The organism is Paraburkholderia sacchari (genome assembly GCF_000785435.2).
GTDB classification, from domain to species: domain Bacteria; phylum Pseudomonadota; class Gammaproteobacteria; order Burkholderiales; family Burkholderiaceae; genus Paraburkholderia; species Paraburkholderia sacchari.
Genome location: NZ_JTDB02000003.1, coordinates 261,548 through 282,749, shown reverse-complemented (window position 1 = coordinate 282,749; position 21,202 = coordinate 261,548). Strand labels below are relative to the sequence as shown.

Genomic DNA, 21,202 nt, shown 5'->3' with positions numbered 1-21,202 from the left:
ATTGCACATAAGACAGCCGGCCGGGGTCGCGCTCGTGCTTTGCACCGCCTTTCGTCGCTGGCGCCGAACCTGCCCCTGCCCCGCCCCCGCGTTCGCGGCCGACTCGTCAAAGTCCGCAAAATCCTTTATGCTGCATTGACTTACCACCAACCGCAGCGGTGTCGCCAGCCCCAACCTGCAGTTCGAGGCCGGATCAGGCGCCGTTTTCGTTTCATGACCTCCCGGACAATTCGCCATTACCTGCAGTTCAAGGATTTCTCCCTTGACGATTATGAATATGTGCTGGAGCGTGCGCGCATCCTGAAGCGCAAGTTCAAGAACTACGAGACCTATCACCCGCTGCACGACCGCACGCTCGCGATGATCTTCGAGAAGAGTTCCACGCGCACGCGCCTCTCTTTCGAAGCCGGCATCTTCCAGCTTGGCGGTCACGCCGTGTTCATGAACACGCGCGACACGCAGCTCGGCCGCGGCGAGCCCATCGAGGATTCGGCGCAGGTGATCTCGCGCATGGTCGACATCATCATGATTCGCACGTTCGGCCAGGACATCATCCGGCGCTTTGCCGAAAGTTCGCGCGTGCCGGTCATTAACGGTCTCACGAACGAATACCACCCCTGCCAGGTGCTGGCCGACATCTTCACGTACTACGAGCATCGCGGCCCGATCCGCGGCAAGACCGTGGCGTGGGTGGGCGATGCCAACAACATGCTCTACACGTGGATCGAAGCCGCGCAGATCCTCGACTTCAAGCTGCGCATCTCCACGCCGCCGGGCTACCCGCTCGATCCCGCCCTGGTCGCACCGGAAAGCGCGCCGTATTACGCGGTCTTCGACGACCCGAACGAGGCCTGCGCGGGCGCCGACCTCGTCACCACGGACGTCTGGACCAGCATGGGCTACGAGGCCGAAAACGAGGCGCGCATGAAGGCCTTCGCCGACTGGTGCGTGGATGCCGAAATGATGGCTCGCGCCAACCCCGACGCCCTCTTTATGCACTGCTTGCCCGCACACCGTGGCGAGGAAGTGAGCGCCGAGGTGATCGACGGCCCGCAAAGCGTAGTCTGGGACGAGGCGGAAAACCGCTTGCACGTCCAGAAGGCGCTGATGGAGTTCCTGCTGCTCGGCCGCCTGAACCACTAAGCCGGACGCCGCGCTTCATGCAAAAAGCCGACCCTCGGGTCGGCTTTTTTGTCCATGGCGGCACGCGTCAGACCGTCTCGCCGAGCCTGCGCGCCAGCGACTTCAGGAGCGGCGCCACGCGCTCGCGAAACACTTCCGGCCCCATCGACGAAGCCGGCCCGCTACAACTGAGCACCAGCCAGCGCCGCTCACGCGGCTCGCGAAATGGTACCGCGACAGCATTGACATCGTCGTGCCAGTCGCGAAACGAATAGCAGACGCCCTCCTTCGCGAAAACCTCGATCTCCCGCTTCGCCGCCGCAACCTGAGCGGGGCCGTCAGCGCCCGCCGCCTTTTCCAGTTCCGCGAACAACGCCGTGCGCACATCGAGCGGCTGCACCGCCAGATATGCGCGCCCCATCGAGCTCGTCAGCATCGACAGGCGCGAGCCCGAAGCCAGACCCAGCGTAAGCGCCGTCTCGCTGCGGATCGTGTCCAGATAGATCACGTCGAGACCGTCGCGGCATCCTAGCGACACCGCTGCCCCCACCTCGCGCGCGAACACGCGCATGTGCGGACGCGCGAGCTCGAGCGTGTCCGTGCCGGAAAGCAGCGCAAAACCCAGCGACAGCACGCCCGCGTCGAGCGCGTATTTGCCGAGCAATTCGTCGAAGCGCAAATACCCGAGGACCGTAAGCGTATAGGCGAGCCGGTTGACGGTCGCCTTCGGCAAGCCAGTACGCTCGACGAAATCGCGGTTGCCAAGCAGCGTCTCGCCGGGCCGGAAGGCACGCAGCAGTTCGAGTCCGCGCGCGAGCGCCACGACGAACTTGCGCTCGTCGACCGGGCCCTCCGCCAGCGCGGAAGAAAACGATGAAGACGCATTCATTTCAGATGCAGACATGAGCGGGCTGGTGATACACTAAACTGAATTTGCAAAACATTGTTCCGCATAGCGGAACCTCAGTCAAGCGCAAATTGCCCATTTCGAGATTTTGGAGAGACACCATGGCCGCACATGCCCAGTTTCATTGGGAAGATCCTCTGCTGCTCGACCAGCAGCTCACCGAAGACGAGCGCATGGTGCGCGACGCCGCCGCTGCCTACGCGCAGGACAAGCTCGCGCCGCGCGTACTGGAAGCGTTCCGCCACGAAAAAACCGACGCTTCGATCTTCCGCGAAATGGGCGAAGTCGGTCTGCTCGGCCCGACCATCCCCGAACAATACGGCGGTCCGGGCCTGAACTACGTGGCTTATGGTCTGATCGCACGCGAAGTGGAGCGCGTCGACTCGGGCTATCGCTCGATGATGTCGGTGCAGTCGTCGCTCGTGATGGTGCCCATCTACGAATTCGGCTCGGAAGCGCAAAAGCAAAAATACCTGCCGAAGCTCGCGAGCGGCGAGTGGATCGGCTGCTTCGGCTTGACCGAGCCGAATCACGGCTCCGACCCGGGCAGCATGGTCACGCGCGCCAAGAAGGTGAACGGTGGCTACTCGCTCTCGGGCGCCAAGATGTGGATCACGAATTCACCCATCGCCGATGTGTTCGTTGTCTGGGCGAAGCTCGAGGAAGACGGCAAGGACGACATCCGCGGCTTCATCCTCGAGAAAGGCTGGAAGGGCCTCTCGGCGCCGGCGATTCATGGCAAGGTGGGCCTGCGCGCGTCGATCACGGGCGAGATCGTGCTGGACGAGGTGTTCGTGCCGGAAGAGAACATCATGCCGGGCGTGAAGGGCCTGCGCGGTCCGTTCACCTGCCTGAATTCGGCGCGCTACGGCATCGCCTGGGGCGCGCTCGGCGCGGCTGAGGCCTGCTGGCACACGGCGCGCCAGTACGTGCTTGACCGCAAACAGTTCGGCCGCCCGCTCGCAGCCAACCAGCTGATCCAGAAAAAGCTCGCCGACATGCAGACTGAAATCACGCTCGGCCTGCAAGGCTGCCTGCGCCTCGGCCGCATGAAGGACGAAGGCACGGCGGCGGTCGAGATCACCTCGATCATGAAGCGCAATTCCTGTGGCAAGTCGCTCGACATCGCGCGTCTCGCGCGCGACATGCTGGGCGGCAACGGCATCTCCGACGAGTTCGGCGTGGCGCGCCACCTCGTGAACCTCGAGGTGGTGAACACCTACGAAGGCACGCACGACATCCACGCCCTGATCCTGGGCCGCGCGCAAACGGGCATTCAGGCGTTCTTCTAAGACGCCCTCCCGCAGCCGTTGGCGTATGAAAAAAGCGCCGCGCGAGTCGACTCGCGCGGCGCTTTTCGCTTTTTGTGCCGCGCGTTCGGCGCTCGGCGCGGCTTGGACCTTACTTGTTCGGCTGCGGCGTCAGGCGCAGATACGGACGCAGCGCCTTGTAGCCCTTCGGAAACTTCTGCTTGAGCACCTCTTCGTCCTTCAGCGACGGGACGATCACGACATCGTCGCCGTGCTTCCAGTTGCCGGGCGTCGCGACCTGATAGTTGTCAGTGAGCTGCAGCGAATCGATCACGCGCAGCACTTCGTCGAAATTGCGGCCCGTACTCGCCGGATACGTGATGATGAGGCGCACCTTCTTGTTCGGATCGATCACGAAGAGCGAGCGCACCGTGAGCGTCTCGTTCGCGTTCGGATGGATCATGTCGTACAGCGTGGACACCTTGCGGTCGCCATCGGCGAGAATCGGGAAGCCGACGCTCACCGCCTGCGTCTCGTTGATGTCCTTGATCCACTCGTTGTGCGAATCCGCGCTATCGACCGAAAGCGCGATCGTCTTGACGTTGCGCTTCTCGAACTCGTCCTTGAGCTTCGCGGTCAGGCCCAGCTCGGTCGTGCAAACCGGCGTGAAATCGGCCGGATGCGAGAACAGCACGCCCCAGCTATTGCCGAGCCATTCATGAAATTTGATGCGGCCAACGCTCGAATCCTGCTCGAAGTCGGGTGCGATATCGCCAAGACGCAGACTCATGGTGCGGTTTCCTTTGAACGAGGTGGGCGGTCCGCTACCTTCACCGGCATACCGCCCGTTGATCCAGTGGACATTTACAAGATTGAAGCATACAGGGCGTGCTCATGCCCCGCGAACCAACATCGGGTCAGACCGTTATGAGTTTTGGTAATTTTGACATTGATCGTGGCGACTTCCCGGAAACTTTACGTTCCAGATCAGCTCCATATTTCTTCTACCAAGGCTGCCGCCACGTTCTCGAGCAGGAATAAATCGTGCGAAATCCCGTGGGGCGGCGGCCGGCCACGCTTGCCAGCGCGCGTATCTTTGTTACGATTCACGCGTGGTATGACACGATGGGAGTTAGTCAATGTCAGAGGTCAACAAGGAGAGGCTGATGTCGGATATCAAAACCGTCCTCGCGGATGCGGAGGACTTGCTCAAGCAAGCGGCGAGCGCCACCGGCGAGCGCGCTTCGGAGCTTCGCGAAACGGCCCTCACGCGCCTGAAGCAAGCCAAGGAAAAGGCGGCCGACGTGCAGGTCGTCGTAGTGGAGAAGGGCAAGAAAGCGGCGCGCGCCACTGACGATTACGTGCACGAACACCCGTGGACGTCGATCGGCATCGCCGCCGGCGTGGGCGTGCTCGTGGGCCTGCTGATCAACCGCAAGTAAGACGCGGCGTATAGCCGCAGCGGGCGGCCCACACAGGGCCGCGCCCCGCGCGCCAACCGCGCCAACCACAAGCCGGCAGGCCGGTGCGCTGCACCGGCCTGTCTTTTCTGGGCGCTTTTTTCGCGCATTCGCCGCGCGCACGCGCGTGGGCGCCAACCGCATTCGCCATGACGACAGACACCCATTCGCAGCGACACGAACACGGAGCGGCGCGCCGCCTCCTCAGCTCCGCGTTCGCGATGCTTCACACGCGGCTCGAGCTGATCGGCATCGAACTGGCGGAGGAAAAGGAGCGCCTGCTCGGCATGCTCCTCCTCGGACTCGCGGCGATGCTGCTGGGGACCATGGCGCTGATTGCACTGACCGCGCTCGTCGCGATCGCGTTCTGGGACACCTGGCGCTGGCAGGCGCTCGCCGGGATCACGGCCGTCTATGCGCTCGGCGCGCTCTTCTGCGGGCTGAAGGCGCGCAATGTCCTGCGCAACGCGCCGCCGGTATTCCAGGCGACGCTCGAAGAGTTCGAGAAGGATCGTGAAATCCTTCGCAAGCCCTAGCCCCTGCCTGCAAACCGCCTGCCGCGAATCGAAATCATGAGCCAACCCCGATCCGACAACGCCTTTCGCCCTTCTCGCACGCGTAGCCGCGATCTTTCGACACCGCAACTGCGAGCCCTGCGCAAGGAGCTGCTGATCGTGCGCGCGAGCGTCGAGCGCGCCGAAATGGCCGCCTCGGTTGTCGAATTGCGCGAAACTATCACGCATTTCAGCTGGCTGCGCTTTCTCGTGCCGGGTTTCGGCAACGTTGGCGCGAGCCGCATGGGCGCCGGGTTCGGCAATCTGCTCAAGCAGTATCCGCTTTTGAGCTCGCTCGCCTCGATCGTGCTGGCCAAGCCACTGCGCGATAGCGTCGCCTCGGCCGCCAAACCAGTCGTGAAATGGGGTGGCCTGGCACTCACGGCGTGGGAAGCCTGGCGCGTCTGGCAACAGGTGCGTCGCCAGCGCGGCGCGCCCACTGGCAGCGCACGACGCTACGCATCCGAAGAAGACGACATCACCGGCTAACGCGCCGCTCAACGATCCCTCCAGCAATCGCGCGCACTGGGAGCCGCCGCAAGCGTAGCCGCATCCACACCCGGGATCTGGTTGCCGCGCGAGCCATTCGCGTCTAGCACGAACGCCCCGCACGGATCGTCGTGCATCGGACCGCTTGGCGCAGGAGCGGCCACGATCGTATAACCACCGTTCATTTCGTCCGCCGCCAAAAGTTTCAGCCGATATACCGCCGCCCCCGCCGGCGGCGCCTGCTCCATGCCCGCGGGCAACGAGACCGGCAACGGGCTTTGCGCTTCGACATATTGCGCAGCGCGATAGAGCGCCGCGACGGCGTCAATCCGATGCCCGCGAGCGATCTGATTGCGCCAGCCCGGCAACGCGAAAGCCGCCACGATGGCCGCCGCCGCCAGCGCAATGACGAGTTCCAGCAAGGTAAAAGCACGCTCACGGCGCGGCATCTCTTCCCCCTTATCGCCCTCAAAACGGCTGTGCAACGACGCGCCGCCAATGGCGCTCGATGTGCATACCGTCCACGACGAGCTGCATTTGCAACCAGCTTTGCGCGTCGTCTGTAGCGCCGAACCCGCGCGCGGTGACAAGAAACGCTCGCGCCGCCGGCCGCGCTTCGATACGCCACGCCTCGACGACGCACTGCGGTGGCCTCGCGGAACCGGGCCACGACCGCAAGGGCGTCGTGGCCCGCGCTTCGAACGTCTGCTGGCGTCGCCAGTCCTGCGGTTCGCCCGACTGCGCCGGGCCCGGTGGCGCTATCGTCGCGCCGTCGACCAGTGCGCGCGAACATAGCGCAAGCGCTGCGTCGGCCGCGCGGAACGACCGCATCTGGTCGACTACGGCGCTTGTGTTGCGGGCCGCGAATAGCGCCCCCTCGAACCACGCTGCGGTCGTGGCGAGCATCATCGAAACGATCAGCAAAACTACCGGCAACGCGGTGCCCCGCTGACGCTGGTGCATACCCTGCGAACGCCACGCCACGCAGATCATGAGCCGGCCGCGAGGACATTGCGCAGCACAACGTGACGCCAGAATGCCTGCCGCGCACGACCGTCGACGGCGCCGGCCGACACGCCTTCGCAATCGACGTAGCGCACGCGCCGGGCGAACGGCGCCCCGCGCACGAGCACGCATAGATCGACAGCGACGACCGAGGCCCACTGATCGCGCGAAATCGCAGCAGCGTCCACAGCTTGCGCGGCGCCGGCCAGCCAGTAACGCACGCGCATGCGCTCGACGCCTTCCACGAGCGGCTGCGCCGTGCCGGCTTTGCCTGAGCCCTCGCAGTAGAGTTCAGGCTCGCCGGTCGAGCCACTCGTCTTTGCGTGAAAGCGGTTGAGCACCTCGGTCGGCGGCGGCCCGACCGCCTGTCCCAGGCAGTCGGTGACCTGACCATTCGCGGACGGCCAGGTGGACTCGCCATCGCCTCGATAGCGCACTTCGAAGCCGTCCGAGCGATTCGAGAGCGCCTCGCACGTGGAGTTCGCATGAGCACCGGCGGGACGTCCGGCAGTGCAGCCAAAGATTGGCGGGCCCGCGAGCCCTTCCCGACTGTCGGCGCCCACGAACCCGGCCATTTGGATCTGCTCGCCCATGAGCGCCAACGCGTTCACGCCTGCATCGTGGATGCGGGCAGCGTCGATTGCGGCGGCGAACGCCTGCCGCTGCCAACGATATGCGGCCAGAGCGCCCGCGATCACAACGAGGCCGAGCGCCACGGCGATCGTGAATTCGAGCAGCGTGTGCCCGGCACCGGGGCGCGAGCGCAATGAAACGCGCCTCATTGGACGAACGCGAGCGCGATACAGGCTCGCCCGCGTGCCATATCGGCGCCACTGGATTGGGCGTTTTCGCACCCATCGGCGGACGGCTGTGTGCGAGGCGCGGCCTCATCGTGCAAGTCGGCCCATGTCAGCGCCACGAGCGAGGCTGTGGCCGCCGTCCCAGACACGGTTGCGCGCCCCTCGGGCACGACGACGGCAGCACGCGCCTTCCACTGATCGCGAGGCGCAGTGGCTGTTTCCAGCGAGGCCTCGGCGATCGCATCGGCGATGAATGCGGCACGCGCTCGCGCCGCAGAGGCCAGCGCATGCCGCGCAAGACCGAGTTGCGCGCCAAGCAGGCCTAGTCCGCACATCGACATAAGCGCCATCGCCAGCGCGACTTCGAGCAAAGCCACACCGCGCCCGATACGCGGACCACGCCGAAAACGCCTGTTGCGCGCGCTCATGACACCGCCCCACATGCCCCGTCGCTCACGCGCGCACGCCCGCCCGCCGCCATGCGGATGCAGCGCCGCCATCCGGTTCCACGCATGGAAGGCGCGGCGGCGCGCGGCGCGATCTCGAAGTTGCGCAAACTGCCGATCGCCTGCCCCGCGGGCGGCGTGAACGTGAGCATCGTCAGGCCAGACGCCACGGCGATCTCGTCGAGTGCCGGCTGCGCACGCAGCAGCAACGACATACCCGCGCGCTCGGCCATCACGGCCCAGCCGCACGACCAATCGGCACGACCGGACGGGCAGTTCTTCCCAGCGGCAAGACAATGCCGGGCGGCGTCGATCCGGCACACGCTCACGCGCACCTTTCGCCGGATCGCCTCGCTGCGCGCATAGGAAAGCGTGCCGAGCAATGCGTTCGTACGCGCGTCGACCTGGTCGCGCACGCGCCACGATACGAACACGGGCGCGCTTGCCGTGGCGCACACAGCGAGCAGGACGATCACGACCATGGTTTCGATCAGCGTGAAGCCGGCGCATTTCATCTGCAATCCTTATCGTCGAGGAATTGCACTCACTCTACGGAACCACAAGAAACGGAACAATTAGCCGAACGGCCAGCTTATGTGCGCACCGCCTTCACGCGACACTGCAAAGGTCACGGGCAACGGCAGGGAGAAGAGGAAATGCGAGGAAGGAAAACGCGCACGCGTTCAAATGAATCGCGCGGGCGCTCAGAGGAAGCGCGCAAGCGCTCAGCGCTTCTTGGGCGGCGTGGCAGCGCCGCTTGCACGGCGAAACTCTTCGATGACGTCCTCGAATTCGGAAACGTCTTCGAAACGCCGGTACACGGAGGCAAAACGCACGAACGCAACCGTGTCGAGTTCGCGCAGCTCCGCCATCACGAGCTCGCCAAGGCGCTCGCTGCGCACTTCGCGCTCGCCGCTGCCGAGCAGTTGATACTCGATGCGGGCAACCGCCGCGTCGATCGCGTCGGCAGCAACGGGCCGCTTGCGCAGCGCCAGTTGCATGCTCGCCATGATCTTGCGGCGGTCGAATTCCGTGCGGCTGCCATCCTTCTTGACGACGGCCGGCATCGCCAGCTCGACCCGCTCGTACGTCGTGAAACGCTTGTCGCAGGCCGGGCAGCGGCGGCGGCGCCGGATCGCGGCGCCGTCCTCGGACACGCGCGAGTCAACCACTTGCGTGTCTTCGTGCCGGCAGAAGGGGCAGCGCATGATGCGTGGGTTTCCGGATCAGCGATAGACCGGGAAGCGCTTCGTGAGCTCAGCCACCTGCGCCTTCACGCGCTCGATCGTCGCGGCGTCTTCCGGATTCTCCAGCACGTCGGCAAGCAGGTTGCCCACCTGCTCGGCTTCCTTCACGCCAAAGCCGCGCGTGGTCATCGCGGGCGAGCCCAGACGGATGCCGCTCGTCACGAACGGCTTTTCCGGGTCGTTCGGGATCGCGTTCTTGTTCACCGTGATGTGCGCGGCGCCCAGCGCGGCCTCGGCGGCCTTGCCGGTGATCTTCTTCGCGCGCAGGTCCACCAGCATCACGTGGCTTTCCGTGCGGCCCGAGACAATGCGCAGACCACGCTTGACCAGTGTTTCGGCCAGCACGCGCGCGTTCTCGACCACCTGCTGCTGGTATTCCTTGAACGCCGGCGAGAGCGCTTCCTTGAACGCCACGGCCTTGCCCGCGATCACGTGCATGAGCGGGCCGCCCTGGATGCCCGGGAAGATGGCCGAGTTGATCTGCTTCTCGAATTCGGCCTTCATCAAGATCACGCCGCCGCGCGGGCCGCGCAGACTCTTGTGCGTGGTGGTGGTGACGAAGTCGGCGAACGGCACCGGGTTCGGGTACACGCCCGCGGCCACGAGGCCCGCGTAGTGCGCCATGTCGACCATGAAATACGCGCCCACGCTCTTGGCGATCTTCGAAAGACGCTCGAAGTCGATGCGCAGCGCGAACGCGGAGGCGCCCGCCACGATCAGCTTCGGCTTGTGTTCCTGGGCGAGCTTTTCGGCGGCATCGTAGTCGATGTCTTCGGCCTCGTTCAGGCCGTAGCTCACGACGTTGAACCACTTGCCCGACATGTTCACGGGCGAGCCGTGCGTGAGGTGGCCGCCGTGCGCGAGGCTCATGCCCATGATGGTGTCGCCGGGCTTGAGCATGGCGAAGAACACGCCCTGGTTGGCCTGCGAGCCCGAGTTCGGCTGGACGTTGGCGGCTTCGGCGCCAAACAGTTCCTTCACGCGGTCGATCGCGAGCTGCTCGACGACGTCCACGTACTCGCAGCCGCCGTAGTAGCGCTTGCCGGGATAGCCTTCGGCGTACTTGTTGGTGAGCTGCGAACCCTGCGCGGCCATCACGGCCGGCGAGGTGTAGTTCTCCGACGCGATGAGCTCGATGTGCTCTTCCTGGCGGCGGTTCTCGAGTTCGATCGCCTTGAAGAGTTCGGGATCGACGTTGGCGATGGTGCTTTCGGCTCTATCAAACATACGGGTTCCGTTAAGTGTGTTCAGGTTGACCGGGTCTCGCGCGGAACGCGTAGCAGGTACGCGGCGCTGCTGGCGAAGAGGCCAGCCTTGACGTGGCGGAAGAAGGTGCCGCACACACGAGGCAGGACAGCCACGGCCGGTAAAGGCCCAGCAGCACTTGAAGAAGCGCACGATTTCTGGCTGCCCAGGCGAACGGCAAAACGGCACCCTGCGCTTCACGGTGGGTCGTTCCACCTTGAGCCCCCGTTTGAGCCGCGCTGCACCAGACGCTGCGTCCAGCACAAGCAGCTTGAAGGGCAATTATTACAGCCGTTGCCATTCGGGAACCCTATCGCCAGTCACGCAGGGATTGAGCGCGTTAGTGTATTGGATGCGACCGGAATAGGCAACCTGGCAGGCGCCAGGCGCGCGCCGCCCGCCACGCCCGACGGGCCTGCACGCGCCCTCCCTCCCCGCCGCCGCCGCCCGGCTCGCCCCGGTCCTGATGCTTCCTTGCCGCAGCGCCGCATTACAAGTAGGCTCTCCCCTTTCTTCGCGTTCCACTGACCAGGGAGCAACCATGATCGTCTTCGTCACCGGCGCATCCGCGGGATTCGGCGCCGCCATCGCCCGAGCCTTCGTCAAGGGCGGGCACCGCGTCGTCGCCACGGCGCGCCGCAAGGACCGACTCGACGCCCTCGCCACGGAACTGGGCAACGCCCTCCTGCCGCTCGAACTCGACGTGCGCGATCGCGCCGCCGTCGAGGCCGCACCCGCCGCGCTGCCGCCCGAATTCGCCGAGGTCGACGTGCTGATCAACAACGCCGGCCTCGCGCTGGGCGTAGACCCTGCACACAAAGCCGATCTCGACGACTGGGAAACCATGATCGACACCAATTGCACCGGTCTCGTGCGGGTCACCCACGCCTTCCTGCCGGGCATGATCGCGCGCAACCGCGGGCACGTCGTCAATCTGGGTTCGTCGGCGGGGAACTGGCCCTATGCGGGCGGCAATGTCTATGGTGCAACCAAGGCGTTCGTGCGCCAATTCAGCCTCAATCTGCGCGCGGACCTCTCGGGAACCGCGCTGCGCGTGACGAATATCGAGCCGGGTCTGTGCGGAGGCACTGAGTTCTCCAACGTGCGCTATCGCGGCGACGACTCCAGGGCGGCCAATGTCTATAAGGATGTTCAGCCGCTCACCCCCGAGGACGTCGCCGACTCCATCTACTGGATCACGTCGCGCCCCGCGCATGTGAACATCAATACGATGGAATTGATGCCGGTCGCGCAGGCCTTTGCCGGCCTCAGCGTCCATCGCGGCTGAACCCGGCGTTTGCCCTCCGCCATCAGTCGTATGAACGGCGTGAGCGCAGCGCGTTCCGGTAGAATGCGCGGCATGGAAAGATCTACCCGCACTCCGGATGCGACCCCATCACAGGCCGCAGCCGGTTTTACCTGGCCGGTACGCGTCTATTACGAAGACACCGACGCCGGCGGCATCGTGTTTTACGCGAACTATCTGAAGTTCTTCGAACGCGCGCGCACCGAATGGCTGCGCGCGTGCGGCGTCGACCAGCGCAAGCTCGCCGAGGAATCCGGTGAGCTGTTTGTCGTGTGCAACACCACGCTCGACTACAAGTCGCCCGCCCGCCTCGACGACGCCGTGACGATCGTGACCCGAATTGCCAAACTGGGCCGCGTATCGGTTGATTTCATGCAGACGGCGTGGCGCGGCGACACGTTGTTAGTCAGCGGAAAGATTCGCGTTGCCTGCGTGAATGGTGCAGAAATGCGCCCTGCACCCATTCCTGACCACGTTTTTGAAGCTTTGGAGCGTGGTATGAAGAAAGTCTTGCCGGCCGTGTCAACGGCACCGCAGTAATTGCCGTTGATACGACGCCAGTGAACTCGCGTCGGTCGAGACAAGACCAGACTGGGTTCGGATGCGAAGGTGCTGCGTCTTTCCATTGACCTTCGGACAGATTCGCGTTGCCTTGCAGCCGCTCGCCCCTTCCGGGACGTAATCAAGAACCTCTATGAACACTACACAAGATCTGTCGATCCTTTCTCTCGTTCTTAATGCGAGCGTACTGGCACAGGCGGTGATGGGACTGCTCCTGTTGCTGTCCCTGATTTCCTGGACCTTCATCTTCCGCAAGTGGTTTGCCATCCGTCGCGCGCGCACGCAGACCGAGCGATTCGAGCGCGACTTCTGGTCGGGCGGCGACCTGCAGGCGCTCTACCAGAGCGCGGCCAACAACCGTCACACGATCGGCGCGCTTGAGCGTATCTTCGAGTCTGGCATGCGGGAATTCCTCAAGGCCAAGGAGAAGCGCCTGAACGACCCGAGCCTCGTGCTCGACGGCGCGCGCCGCGCCATGCGCGCGGCCTTCCAGCGCGAAATGGACGCGCTCGAGGCCAACCTCTCGTTCCTCGCGTCGGTGGGCTCGGTAAGCCCGTACATTGGTCTGTTCGGCACGGTCTGGGGGATCATGAACGCGTTTCGCGGCCTCGCGAACGTGCAGCAGGCCACGCTCGCGAACGTCGCGCCCGGCATTGCCGAAGCGCTGACGGCTACCGCGATCGGTCTGTTCGCCGCCATCCCGGCGGTGGTCGCGTACAACAGCTACGCGCACGACATTGACCGCCTCGCGATCCGCTTCGAAACGTTCATCGAAGAATTTTCGAACATCCTGCAACGTCAGGCCCACTAATCTTCACCAGCTAGCAAGGAGTCGAAGATGGGAGGCTCAGTCCGTTCGAGCATGCGAGGCAGCCGCTCGCGCCGCGCGATGGCCGACATCAACGTCGTGCCGTATATCGACGTGATGCTGGTGCTGCTCGTGATTTTCATGGTGACGGCGCCGCTGGTCGCGCCGTCCATCGTCAATCTGCCCACTGTTGGCGGCGCAAGCCAGCAGCAGCAGACGCCGCCCGTCGTGGTCAATATTCGCCCCGACGGCAATCTGAGCGTGCGCTACAAGGATGATTCCGGCGCGACGCAGCAGCAAAACATGTCGCGCGCCGACCTCAACGGCTTCGTCATGGAGCGCGAGCAGAGCCATCCGGACCAGCCCGTCGTGATCGCAGCCGACAAGTCCGTCAAGTATGAGACGGTGATGAACGTGATGTCCGACCTGAAGTCGCACGGCGTCAAACGTGTCGGACTGCTCGTCAAATCGCAATGATCCGGAACAAAGATACGTATCCGCTGCAGCCCCCGCGCGAGCGGGGCACCGGACGTGCGCTCGCGCTCGCCGTGGTCATGCACGTGCTGCTCGGTTTGTTCCTCTACCACGGCATCCGCTGGCAGAACAGCACGCCGGCGGGTGAGGAGGCTGAGCTCTGGACCGAGGTGCCCGATCTGTCGACGCCACGGCCTGTACCGCCGCCCGCGCCGGTCGCCCCTGCCCCGCCTCCGCCGCAAACGGAGGAAGCCGACATCGCGCTGCAACAGTTAAAGCGTAAGCAGCAGCAAGAGGCGGCGCGCGAAGCGCAACTGGCCGAACAGCAGCGTCTGAAGGCGCAGCAGGAAGCCGAGGCAAAGCGTCAGCAGCAACTCGCGGCCCAACAGGCAGCGCAGCTCGCCCTGCAGCAGAAGCAGGCGAAGCTCAAGCAACAGCAGCAGGAGCAGCAGCAAGCCGCAACCGCCGAAAAGCTCAAGCAGCAGGAAGCGCAGAAGAAGCAGGCGCAGGAAGAAGCGCAAAAGCAGGCGAAGCTCGACGCGCAGAAGAAGGCCGACGCCGAAAAGGCCGCCAAGGCCAAGGCGCAAGCCGACGCCCAGGCGAAGAAGCTCGACGCCGAGCGGCGCGCGCGCATCGCGCAAATGCAAGGCTCGATGGGCGGCGGCACGGGCACGAGCGGCAACGGTCTCGCGAAGAGCGGCACCGGCAGCGGCTCGGGCGGCAACGCGGCTTCGCCGGGCTACGCGGACAAGGTGCGGCGTCGCGTGCGACCGAACATCATCTGGGCCGGCGAGACGGCGGGCCTGGAAACCGAAATTGCGGTGCACTGCTCGCCAAGCGGCACGTTGCTTTCGGCCACCATCTCGCGCAGCAGCGGCAATTCGCAGTGGGACGACGCCGCGTTGCGCGCCGTCCAGCGCTCGGATCCCATGCCGGTCGACACGGATGGCAAAACGCCGTCGAACTTTAAAATTACCTTGCGCCCGGCAAGTTAAGGGCGCCCATCGGGGCACAGGGAAGCCGTCGCACGGCAGCAGATCAAGGAACGATTCGAATGTTTCCCGGTCAGTCTGCTGTTGCACGGTGTGACAAAAATCGCTTTTTCAGGAAACAGCACAGCATGAGTTTGATGACGAAGCTTGGCCTGCGAACTCTCGTCGCGTCTTGCCTGATTGCAGTCGGCGGCGCAGCGAACGCACAACTCAACGTCCTCGTCACCGGCGTGGGCTCCACCCAGTTCCCCATCGCCACGGCAAATTTCGCCGGCGAAGCGAACTCGCCGCAGCAAGTCGCCGCCATCGTGCGCGCCGACCTCGCTCGCAGCGGCAAATTCACCAACATCGACGCAGGCAGCGCGCCGGTCGCGGAAAGCGACTCGGTCGACCTCGGCAGCTGGAAAGCCAAGGGCGCCAATGCGTTCGTGGCGGGCAGCGTCAACAAGCTCCCCAACGGCCAGTACGAAGTACGCTTCAAGCTGTATGACACGGTGAAGGGCGACAGCCTCGGCGGCCTCGTGCTGCAAAGCCCGCCCAGCGGCCTGCGCATGAGCGCGCACAAGGTTGCGGACTACATCTATCAGAAGCTGTTCGGCGACCGCGGTGTGTTCGCCACGCGCCTGTCTTATGTGATCAAGACGGGCAACCGCTACCAGCTGCAGATTTCGGACTCCGACGGACAAGACGCGCACATCGCGCTTTCGAGCCCCGAGCCCATCATTTCGCCGGCCTGGTCGCCTGACGGCACCAAGGTGGCCTACGTTTCTTTCGAAAAGAAGAAGCCCATCGTCTACGTGCATGACCTGCCCACGGGGCGGCGCGTCATGGTCTCCGACCAGAAGGGCAACAACTCGGCGCCGGCCTGGTCGCCGGACGGCCGCACGCTCGCCGTCGCGCTGTCGCGCACGGGCAACACGCAAATCTTCGCCGTCAACGCCGACGGCTCGGGTCTGCGCCGCCTCACGCAAGGCACGACGATCGACACCGAACCCACCTTCTCTCCTGACGGACGCTGGATTTACTTCACGAGCGACCGCGGCGGCCAGCCGCAGATCTACAAGATGCCGGCCCAGGGCGAAAGCGCGGGTGCAGCACAACGCGTGACGTTCACCGGCAACTACAACACGAGCCCGAAGGTCAGTCCGGACGGCAAGGAACTTGCGTACATCTCGCGCACGGGCGGCGGATTTAAGTTGTACATTCAAGATCTGCAGTCCGGTGTCGCCACGGCGCTCACCGACACGACACATGACGAATCGCCAAGCTTCGCGGCGAACGGTCAGTACATTCTTTACGCCACTCAGGTGAACGGCCGTGGCGTGCTGGCTGCTGTATCGACCGATGGTCGGACGCGGCAAGTTCTGTCCGTTCAGGGCGGCGTCGTACGCGAGCCGTCCTGGGGTCCTTTTATGCAATAACACTTCAGGAGAGAAATAATGAAGTCGAATAAAGTCCGCCTGGCCCTGGCAGTCATGATGGTCGGTGCACTGGCCGCATGTAAGTCGGGCGTCAAGACCGACAACGAAAACGCCGGCGCAATGAACACCCAGCCGAACCCGAACGCCGTTGCCCAGGTGAACGTCGACGAGCTGAACAACCCGAACAGCCCGCTCGCCAAGCGCAGCGTGTACTTCGACTTCGACAGCTACAGCGTCAAGGACGACTACCAGTCGCTGCTGCAAACTCACGCTCAGTACCTGAAGACGCATCCGCAGCGTCACGTCCTGATCCAGGGCAACACCGACGAGCGCGGCTCGAGCGAGTACAACCTGGCGCTGGGCCAAAAGCGTGCTGAAGCGGTCCGCCGCGTCCTCGCGCTCGACGGCGTGGGCGACTCGCAAATGGAAGCTGTGAGCCTCGGCAAGGAAAAGCCGGTCGCGGCAGGCCACGACGAAGCATCGTGGTCGCAGAACCGCCGTGCTGACCTCGTGTACCAACAGTAAGTGAGTATTGGATGAAGGGGCGTATGTCGCACCGTTTCTCCCTGCTGCGGGTAGCCGCAGCCGCCTGCGTAGCCGGAAGCGCCTTCGCGTCGCTGCCGGCTCATGCGGGTCTCTTCGATGACGATCAGGCGCGCCAGGCGATTCTCGATCTGCGCGCGAAGACGGACAATCTGTCTAGCCAGCTGTCCGCTGCCCAGCGCACGATCCTCGATCAGTCCAACCACCTCGACCAGCTCAACCAGCAGGTCGCGACGTTGCGCGGACAGAACGAGGACATGGCGAACCAGCTGGCGACCCTGCAGAAGCAACAGAAGGACTACTACACGGACCTGGATACGCGTCTGAAGAAGTTCGAGCCGCAGCAGCAAACCGTGGATGGCCAGCAGGGCACCGTTCAACCCGGTGAGACGGAAGCGTTCAACGCCGCTTCGCAGCAGTTTCGCAGCGGCGACTTCAAGCAGGCTGCATCGGCGTTCCGCAGCTTCATCTCGAAGTATCCGCAAAGCCCCTACCAGCCGACCGCACAATACTGGCTCGGCAACGCGCTCTACGCGCTGAAGGACTACAAGGGGTCGACCGCGACGTGGCAGAACGTGGTCAAGAACTATCCGCAACATCCGCGCGCACCTGATGCGCTGCTGGCGATTGCGAACAATCAGATCGAGCAGGGGCAAAAGGCTGCGGCCAAGCGCACGCTCGAGCAGATCGTTTCGCAGTACAGCGGCTCTGAGGTGGCACAGACGGCGCAGAGCAAGCTGTCTCAGCTCAAGTAAGTGAAGCGCAGTTGTGCGAGCGCTTGTTGACACAAGCGGAAAGGCTCGTTATACTTCCGCTTCTCTTTTGGGTCGTTAGCTCAGCTGGTAGAGCAGCGGACTTTTAATCCGTTGGTCACAGGTTCGAATCCCGTACGGCCTACCAAAGAATAAAAAGCCTAGTCCTCGCGACTGGGCTTTTTGCTTTGATGCGCCGCTTTCCGGAGTCCCCTTCCCCGTCGCACAGGCCACGTCATCATGAAATTCTCGACCTTCGCCTGCGCCCTGCTCGCGCTGTTGCTGATCAGCCTGCGCGTTCAGGCGCAAATGCAAGCCCAGCCCGAAGACTATGAATATCTGCGCCGCATTAGCGTGCCCGACGTCGTCATCAACTGCGTCGCCGCCCTCGACGAGTGGGTGCGCCAGGGCCAGCGCTACGATTCGCTGCTCGTGCCGGACCGCCGCGCGCTCACCGCGCGTATCGAAACGCCCGCGCCCGATGGCACCATCACGCGCGTATCGTCGTCGGGCGCCGTGGCGCAGGCCTCGCCCATCGACAAACTCGTTCATCTGCGCGGCTTCGCCAAGGTGCGCGGCAAGTACGCCTGGGTGCCCGTGAAGGCAACCTGCGGCGTCTGGCATTCGCACATCGTCGATGTCACGCTGAAGCCGCGGCAGGCGCACGCCGAGTCGTCCATCCAGTAAGTTCGATCGCACGCCCATTGCCCGCGCGCATGAAAAAAAGCCCGTGCGCATGACACGCACGGGCTTTCGCTTGAGCGCAGGTTCGCTGCGCCTTTAATCCGCCTTGATGCCTTCCACCTGGATCTGCAGCGTCGTGGCCATCTTGAAGCCATAGGCCTTGCCGTAGCTCACGCCGTAGTCGGCACGATCGAATTCCGCGCTGGCGTCGGCGCCGCACACTTCACGCTTGAGCATCGGGTTCTGGAAGCACTTGAACGAATCGATCTTGAGATTCAGCGGTTTCGTCACGCCGTGCAGCGTGAACGTGCCGATCACTTCGACCGGCTTGTCGCCGTCAAATTTGATCGACGTACCCTTGTAGACGGCGGTCGGGTACTTGGCCGCGTCGAGCAGTTCCGCCGAGCTCACGTGCTTGTCGAGCGCCGCGTTGCCGGTGTTGATGGACGAGGCGTCGATGGTCACGTCGACCGTGCCGGTCTTCGCCGCGCGGTCGAGCACGACGGTGCCCGAGCTCTTCGTGAACTTGCCGCGCCAGACCGAGACGCCGCCGAAGTGGTCGGCTTCGAAGCTCGGGAACGTGTGCGACGGGTCGAGGTTGTACGTCGTGGGCGTGGCGAACGCGGGTGCGGCGATAGCGGCGGCAAGCGCGGCGGCGGCAAAAAGAGTGGTCTTCATGAAAGCGTGGTCCTGATACGAATGAACCGGCGAATACAGTGCTAATGGACGCCGGATGAAATGAATGAAACGAACAACTGGCGCGCGTCAGTGCGCGGCGGTCACGATGTGAAACTTGATCTGCACGTCGTCGGCGACGATCGACGTGTCCTTCCACTCGCCCGTGCCGACGCCGTAGGCGAGACGCTTGATGGGCAGCGCGCCGTCGAACACCTGGTTCGCGCCGTCCTTGTGGTACGTCACCGGCATGACCACGTCGGTCGTCTTGCCCCGGATCGTGAGCTTGCCCGCGACCGTGAAGGCGCCGTTCGCGCCCGCCTTGATCTGCGTTGAAACGAACGTGGCGCGCGGGAAATGCGCGGCGTCGAACCATTCGTCGCCGGCGACTTCCTTGTTGTAGTCGGGCGAGCCGAGATCGAAGCTCGCCACCTCGACGTCGAGCTTCGCGCTCGATGCCGCGGCGTTGGCCGGGTCGAAACGCACGTCGGCGTTAAAGCGGTTGAAGCGCCCTTCCACCGGCACGTTCATCTGTTTGAACACGGCCGAGACGGAGCTTTTCGCGGCTTCGGCGGCGGCGTCCGCATTCGTTGCGAAGGAAGCGGTGAAAGCCGCGCCGGAGGCAAGCGCCACGCCGAGCGCGACGATGGAAACTTTGGAGGCGAGACGTTGGATCATGGGCAGTCGGTTCGCTGTGAGCGGTGGGAAGACAATGAAACGGCGATAAAGCAGCGCGCTGCGCTTAGTCGTGCGGCGTGCCGGGTTTAGCGGGCTTGCCAAAAGAAGGCAGCATGCGCGCAAGGATATTCTGGCGATCGAGCCATTGGTGCTTCACGACCGCCAGCACGTGCAGCACGACCACCGCGAGCAATGTGTAGTTGAGCGCGACGTGAACGATCCGTAGCGTGCCCTTGAGCGCCGTATCGGGGCCGATGATCGTGGGCAGCGGCCAGATGCCGAGATACACGACCTGGATGCCGGCCGCCGAGCTGTAAAGATAGCCGGTCACGGGAACCACGATCATCAACGCGTAAAGCGCGAAGTGGCCCGCGTGTGCCGCACCGCGCTCCCAGCCGTGCATGGAATCCGGCAGCTCGGGCGCGCGATGCGTCGCGCGCCACAGCAGGCGCACCAGCACGAGCGCGAGCACGGTCACGCCAATCCATTTGTGCCACGAGAAGTAGCGCAGCTTGGTGGGCGTGATGCCGGGGATATCGGTCATGATCCAGCCGAGCGCGAAGCCCCAGACGATCAGCGTGGCGACCAGCCAGTGCAGCAGCATGGCAACGCCGCTGTAGCGGCCAGTAGACTTGACGGAGCGATTCATCGGCATGGACATTCTCAACAAGGAACGCGCACTTTAACCGGCGTAAGTTATTCAAACAATCGTCTAAAATGGATCGTTACCATCCATTTTCTTGATAGATCGATTCTGGAGCGTTCATGGACCGTTCGCCGAGTCTCGAACAGCTGCGCGCGCTGATTGCCGTGGCGGAAACCGGCAGCTTTTCGGCGGCGGCGCGCCAGCTCGACCGCGCGCAGTCGGTGGTGAGCTACACGATCGCCAATCTGGAGGCGCTGCTCGGCGTCGCCCTGTTCGTGCGCGGCAAGCGCAAGCCCGAACTCACGGCTGCGGGGCGGGCGATTCTCGCCGATGCGCGCCGTCTCGATCTGCTCATGGGTCAGCTTAACGCCAAGGCGGCCGGCCTGCAGCGCGGGCTCGAAGGCGAGGTTTCAGTGGCCGTGGACGTGATGTTTCCGTCGCCCCGGCTCGTAGAGGCCTTGCAGGCGTTCGCGCGGGCCTTTCCGACCGTGGCGCTGAACCTCACCATGGAAGCGCTCGGCGGCGTGCTCAAGCTCGTGCTCGACGGCGATTGTGCCATCGGCATCAGCGGGCCGAACCAGAACTGGCCGCATGTGATCGAGGCGCGCACGATCGGCTCCGTCGAACTCGTGCTGGTGGCGGCGCCGATTCATCCGCTCGCGCAGGCCGCGCAGCCCGTGCGCATCTCCGACGCGCGCGAGCACACCCAGCTCGTGCTGACCGACCGCAGCCGGCTCACGCTCGGCCAGACTTTCGGGGTGTACAGCAATCGCGCATGGCGGCTAGGCGACCTGAGTGCGAAGCACCGCCTGTTGCTCGCTGGGCTCGGCTGGGGGTCGATGCCGCGCCATCTCGTCGAGGCCGATCTCGAAGCAGGGCGTCTCGTGCGCATCACGCTCGCCGACCGCGGCTCGGTGAACTACAACATCTCGCTGATCCACCGCACGGACGCCGCGACCGGTCCAGCGTGCCAGTGGCTCAGCCACTACCTCGCGAGCGGCACCCCGCCCGGCACGCTGATCGCCGACGCGTACTGAATGCGCCTCGGGCGCTTGAGGAGCCTTCGGCACGCGCCCCGGGTTCTGCGCCCTGGCTTCTGCCCCAGTTGAGCCGATGCAACCCTCGCGCGGCAGCGCA

At 64.3% G+C, this 21,202-nt stretch carries 27 protein-coding genes, 1 tRNA gene and 1 riboswitch; of the genes, 16 read left to right on the top strand and 12 right to left on the bottom strand.

Annotated features, from left to right (window positions below; translation table 11 throughout):
- The first annotated feature begins 213 nt into the window (after positions 1-213).
- Positions 214-1,143, top strand: a complete 930-nt coding sequence (gene argF / locus NH14_RS13535; protein ID WP_035522089.1) for an ornithine carbamoyltransferase — start codon at positions 214-216, stop codon at positions 1,141-1,143.
- A gap of 67 nt (positions 1,144-1,210) precedes the next feature.
- Here the strand turns inward: argF and NH14_RS13530 are convergent, their stop codons facing one another.
- Positions 1,211-2,011 (bottom strand): IclR family transcriptional regulator, encoded by an 801-nt coding sequence (locus NH14_RS13530; RefSeq protein WP_152617080.1) that lies wholly within the window; start codon positions 2,009-2,011, stop codon positions 1,211-1,213.
- A 119-nt stretch (positions 2,012-2,130) separates the two neighbouring features.
- Between NH14_RS13530 and NH14_RS13525 the strand changes: the two genes are divergently transcribed.
- Positions 2,131-3,321 (top strand): acyl-CoA dehydrogenase, encoded by a 1,191-nt coding sequence (locus NH14_RS13525; protein ID WP_035522085.1) that lies wholly within the window; start codon positions 2,131-2,133, stop codon positions 3,319-3,321.
- 109 nt (positions 3,322-3,430) lie between these two features.
- Here the strand turns inward: NH14_RS13525 and NH14_RS13520 are convergent, their stop codons facing one another.
- The gene (locus NH14_RS13520) at positions 3,431-4,069 is read right to left on the bottom strand and encodes a peroxiredoxin (RefSeq protein ID WP_035522082.1); all 639 of its coding nucleotides are present in this window, start codon (positions 4,067-4,069) and stop codon (positions 3,431-3,433) included.
- Positions 4,070-4,418: 349 nt separating this feature from the next.
- Here NH14_RS13520 and NH14_RS13515 point away from each other — a divergent pair, with 349 nt between their 5' ends.
- The 3 genes from NH14_RS13515 to NH14_RS13505 all read left to right on the top strand — a co-directional run bounded on the left by NH14_RS13515 (position 4,419) and on the right by NH14_RS13505 (position 5,782).
- On the top strand, positions 4,419-4,721 hold the full coding sequence (locus NH14_RS13515; protein ID WP_028220165.1) for an ElaB/YgaM/YqjD family protein: 303 nt from the start codon (positions 4,419-4,421) through the stop codon (positions 4,719-4,721).
- Positions 4,722-4,888: 167 nt separating this feature from the next.
- The gene (locus NH14_RS13510) at positions 4,889-5,275 is read left to right on the top strand and encodes a phage holin family protein (protein ID WP_035522899.1); all 387 of its coding nucleotides are present in this window, start codon (positions 4,889-4,891) and stop codon (positions 5,273-5,275) included.
- Between the two features lie 36 nt (positions 5,276-5,311).
- Positions 5,312-5,782 carry a DUF3318 domain-containing protein gene (locus tag NH14_RS13505; RefSeq protein WP_035522079.1) on the top strand — a complete coding sequence of 157 codons (471 nt, stop codon included), beginning with the start codon at positions 5,312-5,314 and terminating at the stop codon, positions 5,780-5,782.
- A gap of 8 nt (positions 5,783-5,790) precedes the next feature.
- Here NH14_RS13505 and NH14_RS13500 read toward each other — a convergent pair whose 3' ends face one another.
- From NH14_RS13500 to glyA, 7 genes are all read right to left on the bottom strand, one after another.
- A complete protein-coding gene (locus NH14_RS13500; RefSeq protein ID WP_035522077.1) occupies positions 5,791-6,231 on the bottom strand; it encodes a type IV pilin protein in 441 nt (146 codons plus the stop codon).
- A gap of 19 nt (positions 6,232-6,250) precedes the next feature.
- Positions 6,251-6,745, bottom strand: a complete 495-nt coding sequence (locus tag NH14_RS13495; protein WP_035522896.1) for a pilus assembly PilX family protein — start codon at positions 6,743-6,745, stop codon at positions 6,251-6,253.
- Between the two features lie 26 nt (positions 6,746-6,771).
- Positions 6,772-7,569, bottom strand: coding sequence for a PilW family protein (locus NH14_RS13490; protein WP_035522072.1), 798 nt, complete (start codon positions 7,567-7,569; stop codon positions 6,772-6,774).
- Complete coding sequence (locus NH14_RS13485; protein ID WP_152617067.1) at positions 7,566-7,964, bottom strand: hypothetical protein; 399 nt, start codon at positions 7,962-7,964, stop codon at positions 7,566-7,568. Before NH14_RS13485 ends, NH14_RS13490 begins: the two co-directional genes overlap by 4 nt.
- 47 nt (positions 7,965-8,011) lie before the next feature.
- Positions 8,012-8,548, bottom strand: coding sequence for a GspH/FimT family pseudopilin (locus NH14_RS13480; protein ID WP_035522069.1), 537 nt, complete (start codon positions 8,546-8,548; stop codon positions 8,012-8,014).
- Positions 8,549-8,758: 210 nt separating this feature from the next.
- The gene (gene nrdR / locus NH14_RS13475; RefSeq protein ID WP_035522065.1) at positions 8,759-9,241 is read right to left on the bottom strand and encodes a transcriptional regulator NrdR; all 483 of its coding nucleotides are present in this window, start codon (positions 9,239-9,241) and stop codon (positions 8,759-8,761) included.
- 18 nt (positions 9,242-9,259) lie between these two features.
- Complete coding sequence (glyA, locus tag NH14_RS13470; RefSeq protein WP_035522062.1) at positions 9,260-10,507, bottom strand: serine hydroxymethyltransferase; 1,248 nt, start codon at positions 10,505-10,507, stop codon at positions 9,260-9,262.
- 175 nt (positions 10,508-10,682) lie between these two features.
- Positions 10,683-10,859, bottom strand: a riboswitch (ZMP/ZTP riboswitch).
- 207 nt (positions 10,860-11,066) lie between these two features.
- Here glyA and ydfG point away from each other — a divergent pair.
- The 10 genes from ydfG to NH14_RS13420 all read left to right on the top strand — a co-directional run bounded on the left by ydfG (position 11,067) and on the right by NH14_RS13420 (position 18,069).
- Complete coding sequence (gene ydfG, locus NH14_RS13465; RefSeq protein ID WP_035522060.1) at positions 11,067-11,813, top strand: bifunctional NADP-dependent 3-hydroxy acid dehydrogenase/3-hydroxypropionate dehydrogenase YdfG; 747 nt, start codon at positions 11,067-11,069, stop codon at positions 11,811-11,813.
- 63 nt (positions 11,814-11,876) lie between these two features.
- A complete protein-coding gene (gene ybgC, locus NH14_RS13460) occupies positions 11,877-12,371 on the top strand; it encodes a tol-pal system-associated acyl-CoA thioesterase (RefSeq protein WP_035522058.1) in 495 nt (164 codons plus the stop codon).
- A 154-nt stretch (positions 12,372-12,525) separates the two neighbouring features.
- The gene (gene tolQ / locus NH14_RS13455) at positions 12,526-13,203 is read left to right on the top strand and encodes a protein TolQ (protein WP_035522057.1); all 678 of its coding nucleotides are present in this window, start codon (positions 12,526-12,528) and stop codon (positions 13,201-13,203) included.
- A gap of 27 nt (positions 13,204-13,230) precedes the next feature.
- Positions 13,231-13,677 carry a protein TolR gene (gene tolR, locus NH14_RS13450; RefSeq protein WP_035522054.1) on the top strand — a complete coding sequence of 149 codons (447 nt, stop codon included), beginning with the start codon at positions 13,231-13,233 and terminating at the stop codon, positions 13,675-13,677.
- On the top strand, positions 13,674-14,669 hold the full coding sequence (tolA, locus tag NH14_RS13445; RefSeq protein WP_035522051.1) for a cell envelope integrity protein TolA: 996 nt from the start codon (positions 13,674-13,676) through the stop codon (positions 14,667-14,669). The genes tolR and tolA overlap by 4 nt, the downstream gene beginning before the upstream one ends.
- A 125-nt stretch (positions 14,670-14,794) precedes the next feature.
- Entirely contained in the window at positions 14,795-16,087 is a 1,293-nt protein-coding gene (gene tolB, locus NH14_RS13440; RefSeq protein ID WP_035522048.1) for a Tol-Pal system beta propeller repeat protein TolB, read from the top strand.
- A gap of 18 nt (positions 16,088-16,105) precedes the next feature.
- Positions 16,106-16,612 carry a peptidoglycan-associated lipoprotein Pal gene (pal, locus tag NH14_RS13435; protein ID WP_035522045.1) on the top strand — a complete coding sequence of 169 codons (507 nt, stop codon included), beginning with the start codon at positions 16,106-16,108 and terminating at the stop codon, positions 16,610-16,612.
- A gap of 23 nt (positions 16,613-16,635) precedes the next feature.
- Positions 16,636-17,385: a tol-pal system protein YbgF gene (gene ybgF, locus NH14_RS13430; RefSeq protein ID WP_035522041.1), complete on the top strand. Its 750-nt coding sequence runs from the start codon at positions 16,636-16,638 to the stop codon at positions 17,383-17,385.
- 69 nt (positions 17,386-17,454) lie between these two features.
- Positions 17,455-17,530: transfer RNA gene (locus NH14_RS13425), tRNA-Lys, on the top strand.
- 92 nt (positions 17,531-17,622) lie between these two features.
- Positions 17,623-18,069, top strand: coding sequence for a BspC domain-containing protein (locus tag NH14_RS13420; RefSeq protein ID WP_052147812.1), 447 nt, complete (start codon positions 17,623-17,625; stop codon positions 18,067-18,069).
- 93 nt (positions 18,070-18,162) lie between these two features.
- Here the strand turns inward: NH14_RS13420 and NH14_RS13415 are convergent, their stop codons facing one another.
- The 3 genes from NH14_RS13415 to NH14_RS13405 form a co-directional block, all read right to left on the bottom strand.
- Positions 18,163-18,744 carry a YceI family protein gene (locus NH14_RS13415; protein ID WP_035522039.1) on the bottom strand — a complete coding sequence of 194 codons (582 nt, stop codon included), beginning with the start codon at positions 18,742-18,744 and terminating at the stop codon, positions 18,163-18,165.
- A gap of 87 nt (positions 18,745-18,831) precedes the next feature.
- Entirely contained in the window at positions 18,832-19,419 is a 588-nt protein-coding gene (locus NH14_RS13410) for a YceI family protein (protein WP_052147811.1), read from the bottom strand.
- A gap of 64 nt (positions 19,420-19,483) precedes the next feature.
- Positions 19,484-20,074 (bottom strand): cytochrome b, encoded by a 591-nt coding sequence (locus NH14_RS13405; protein WP_052147810.1) that lies wholly within the window; start codon positions 20,072-20,074, stop codon positions 19,484-19,486.
- A 110-nt stretch (positions 20,075-20,184) separates the two neighbouring features.
- On the opposite strand from NH14_RS13405, the gene NH14_RS13400 reads away from it, so the two are divergent.
- Complete coding sequence (locus NH14_RS13400) at positions 20,185-21,102, top strand: LysR family transcriptional regulator (RefSeq protein WP_035522037.1); 918 nt, start codon at positions 20,185-20,187, stop codon at positions 21,100-21,102.
- Positions 21,103-21,202 lie beyond the last annotated feature (100 nt).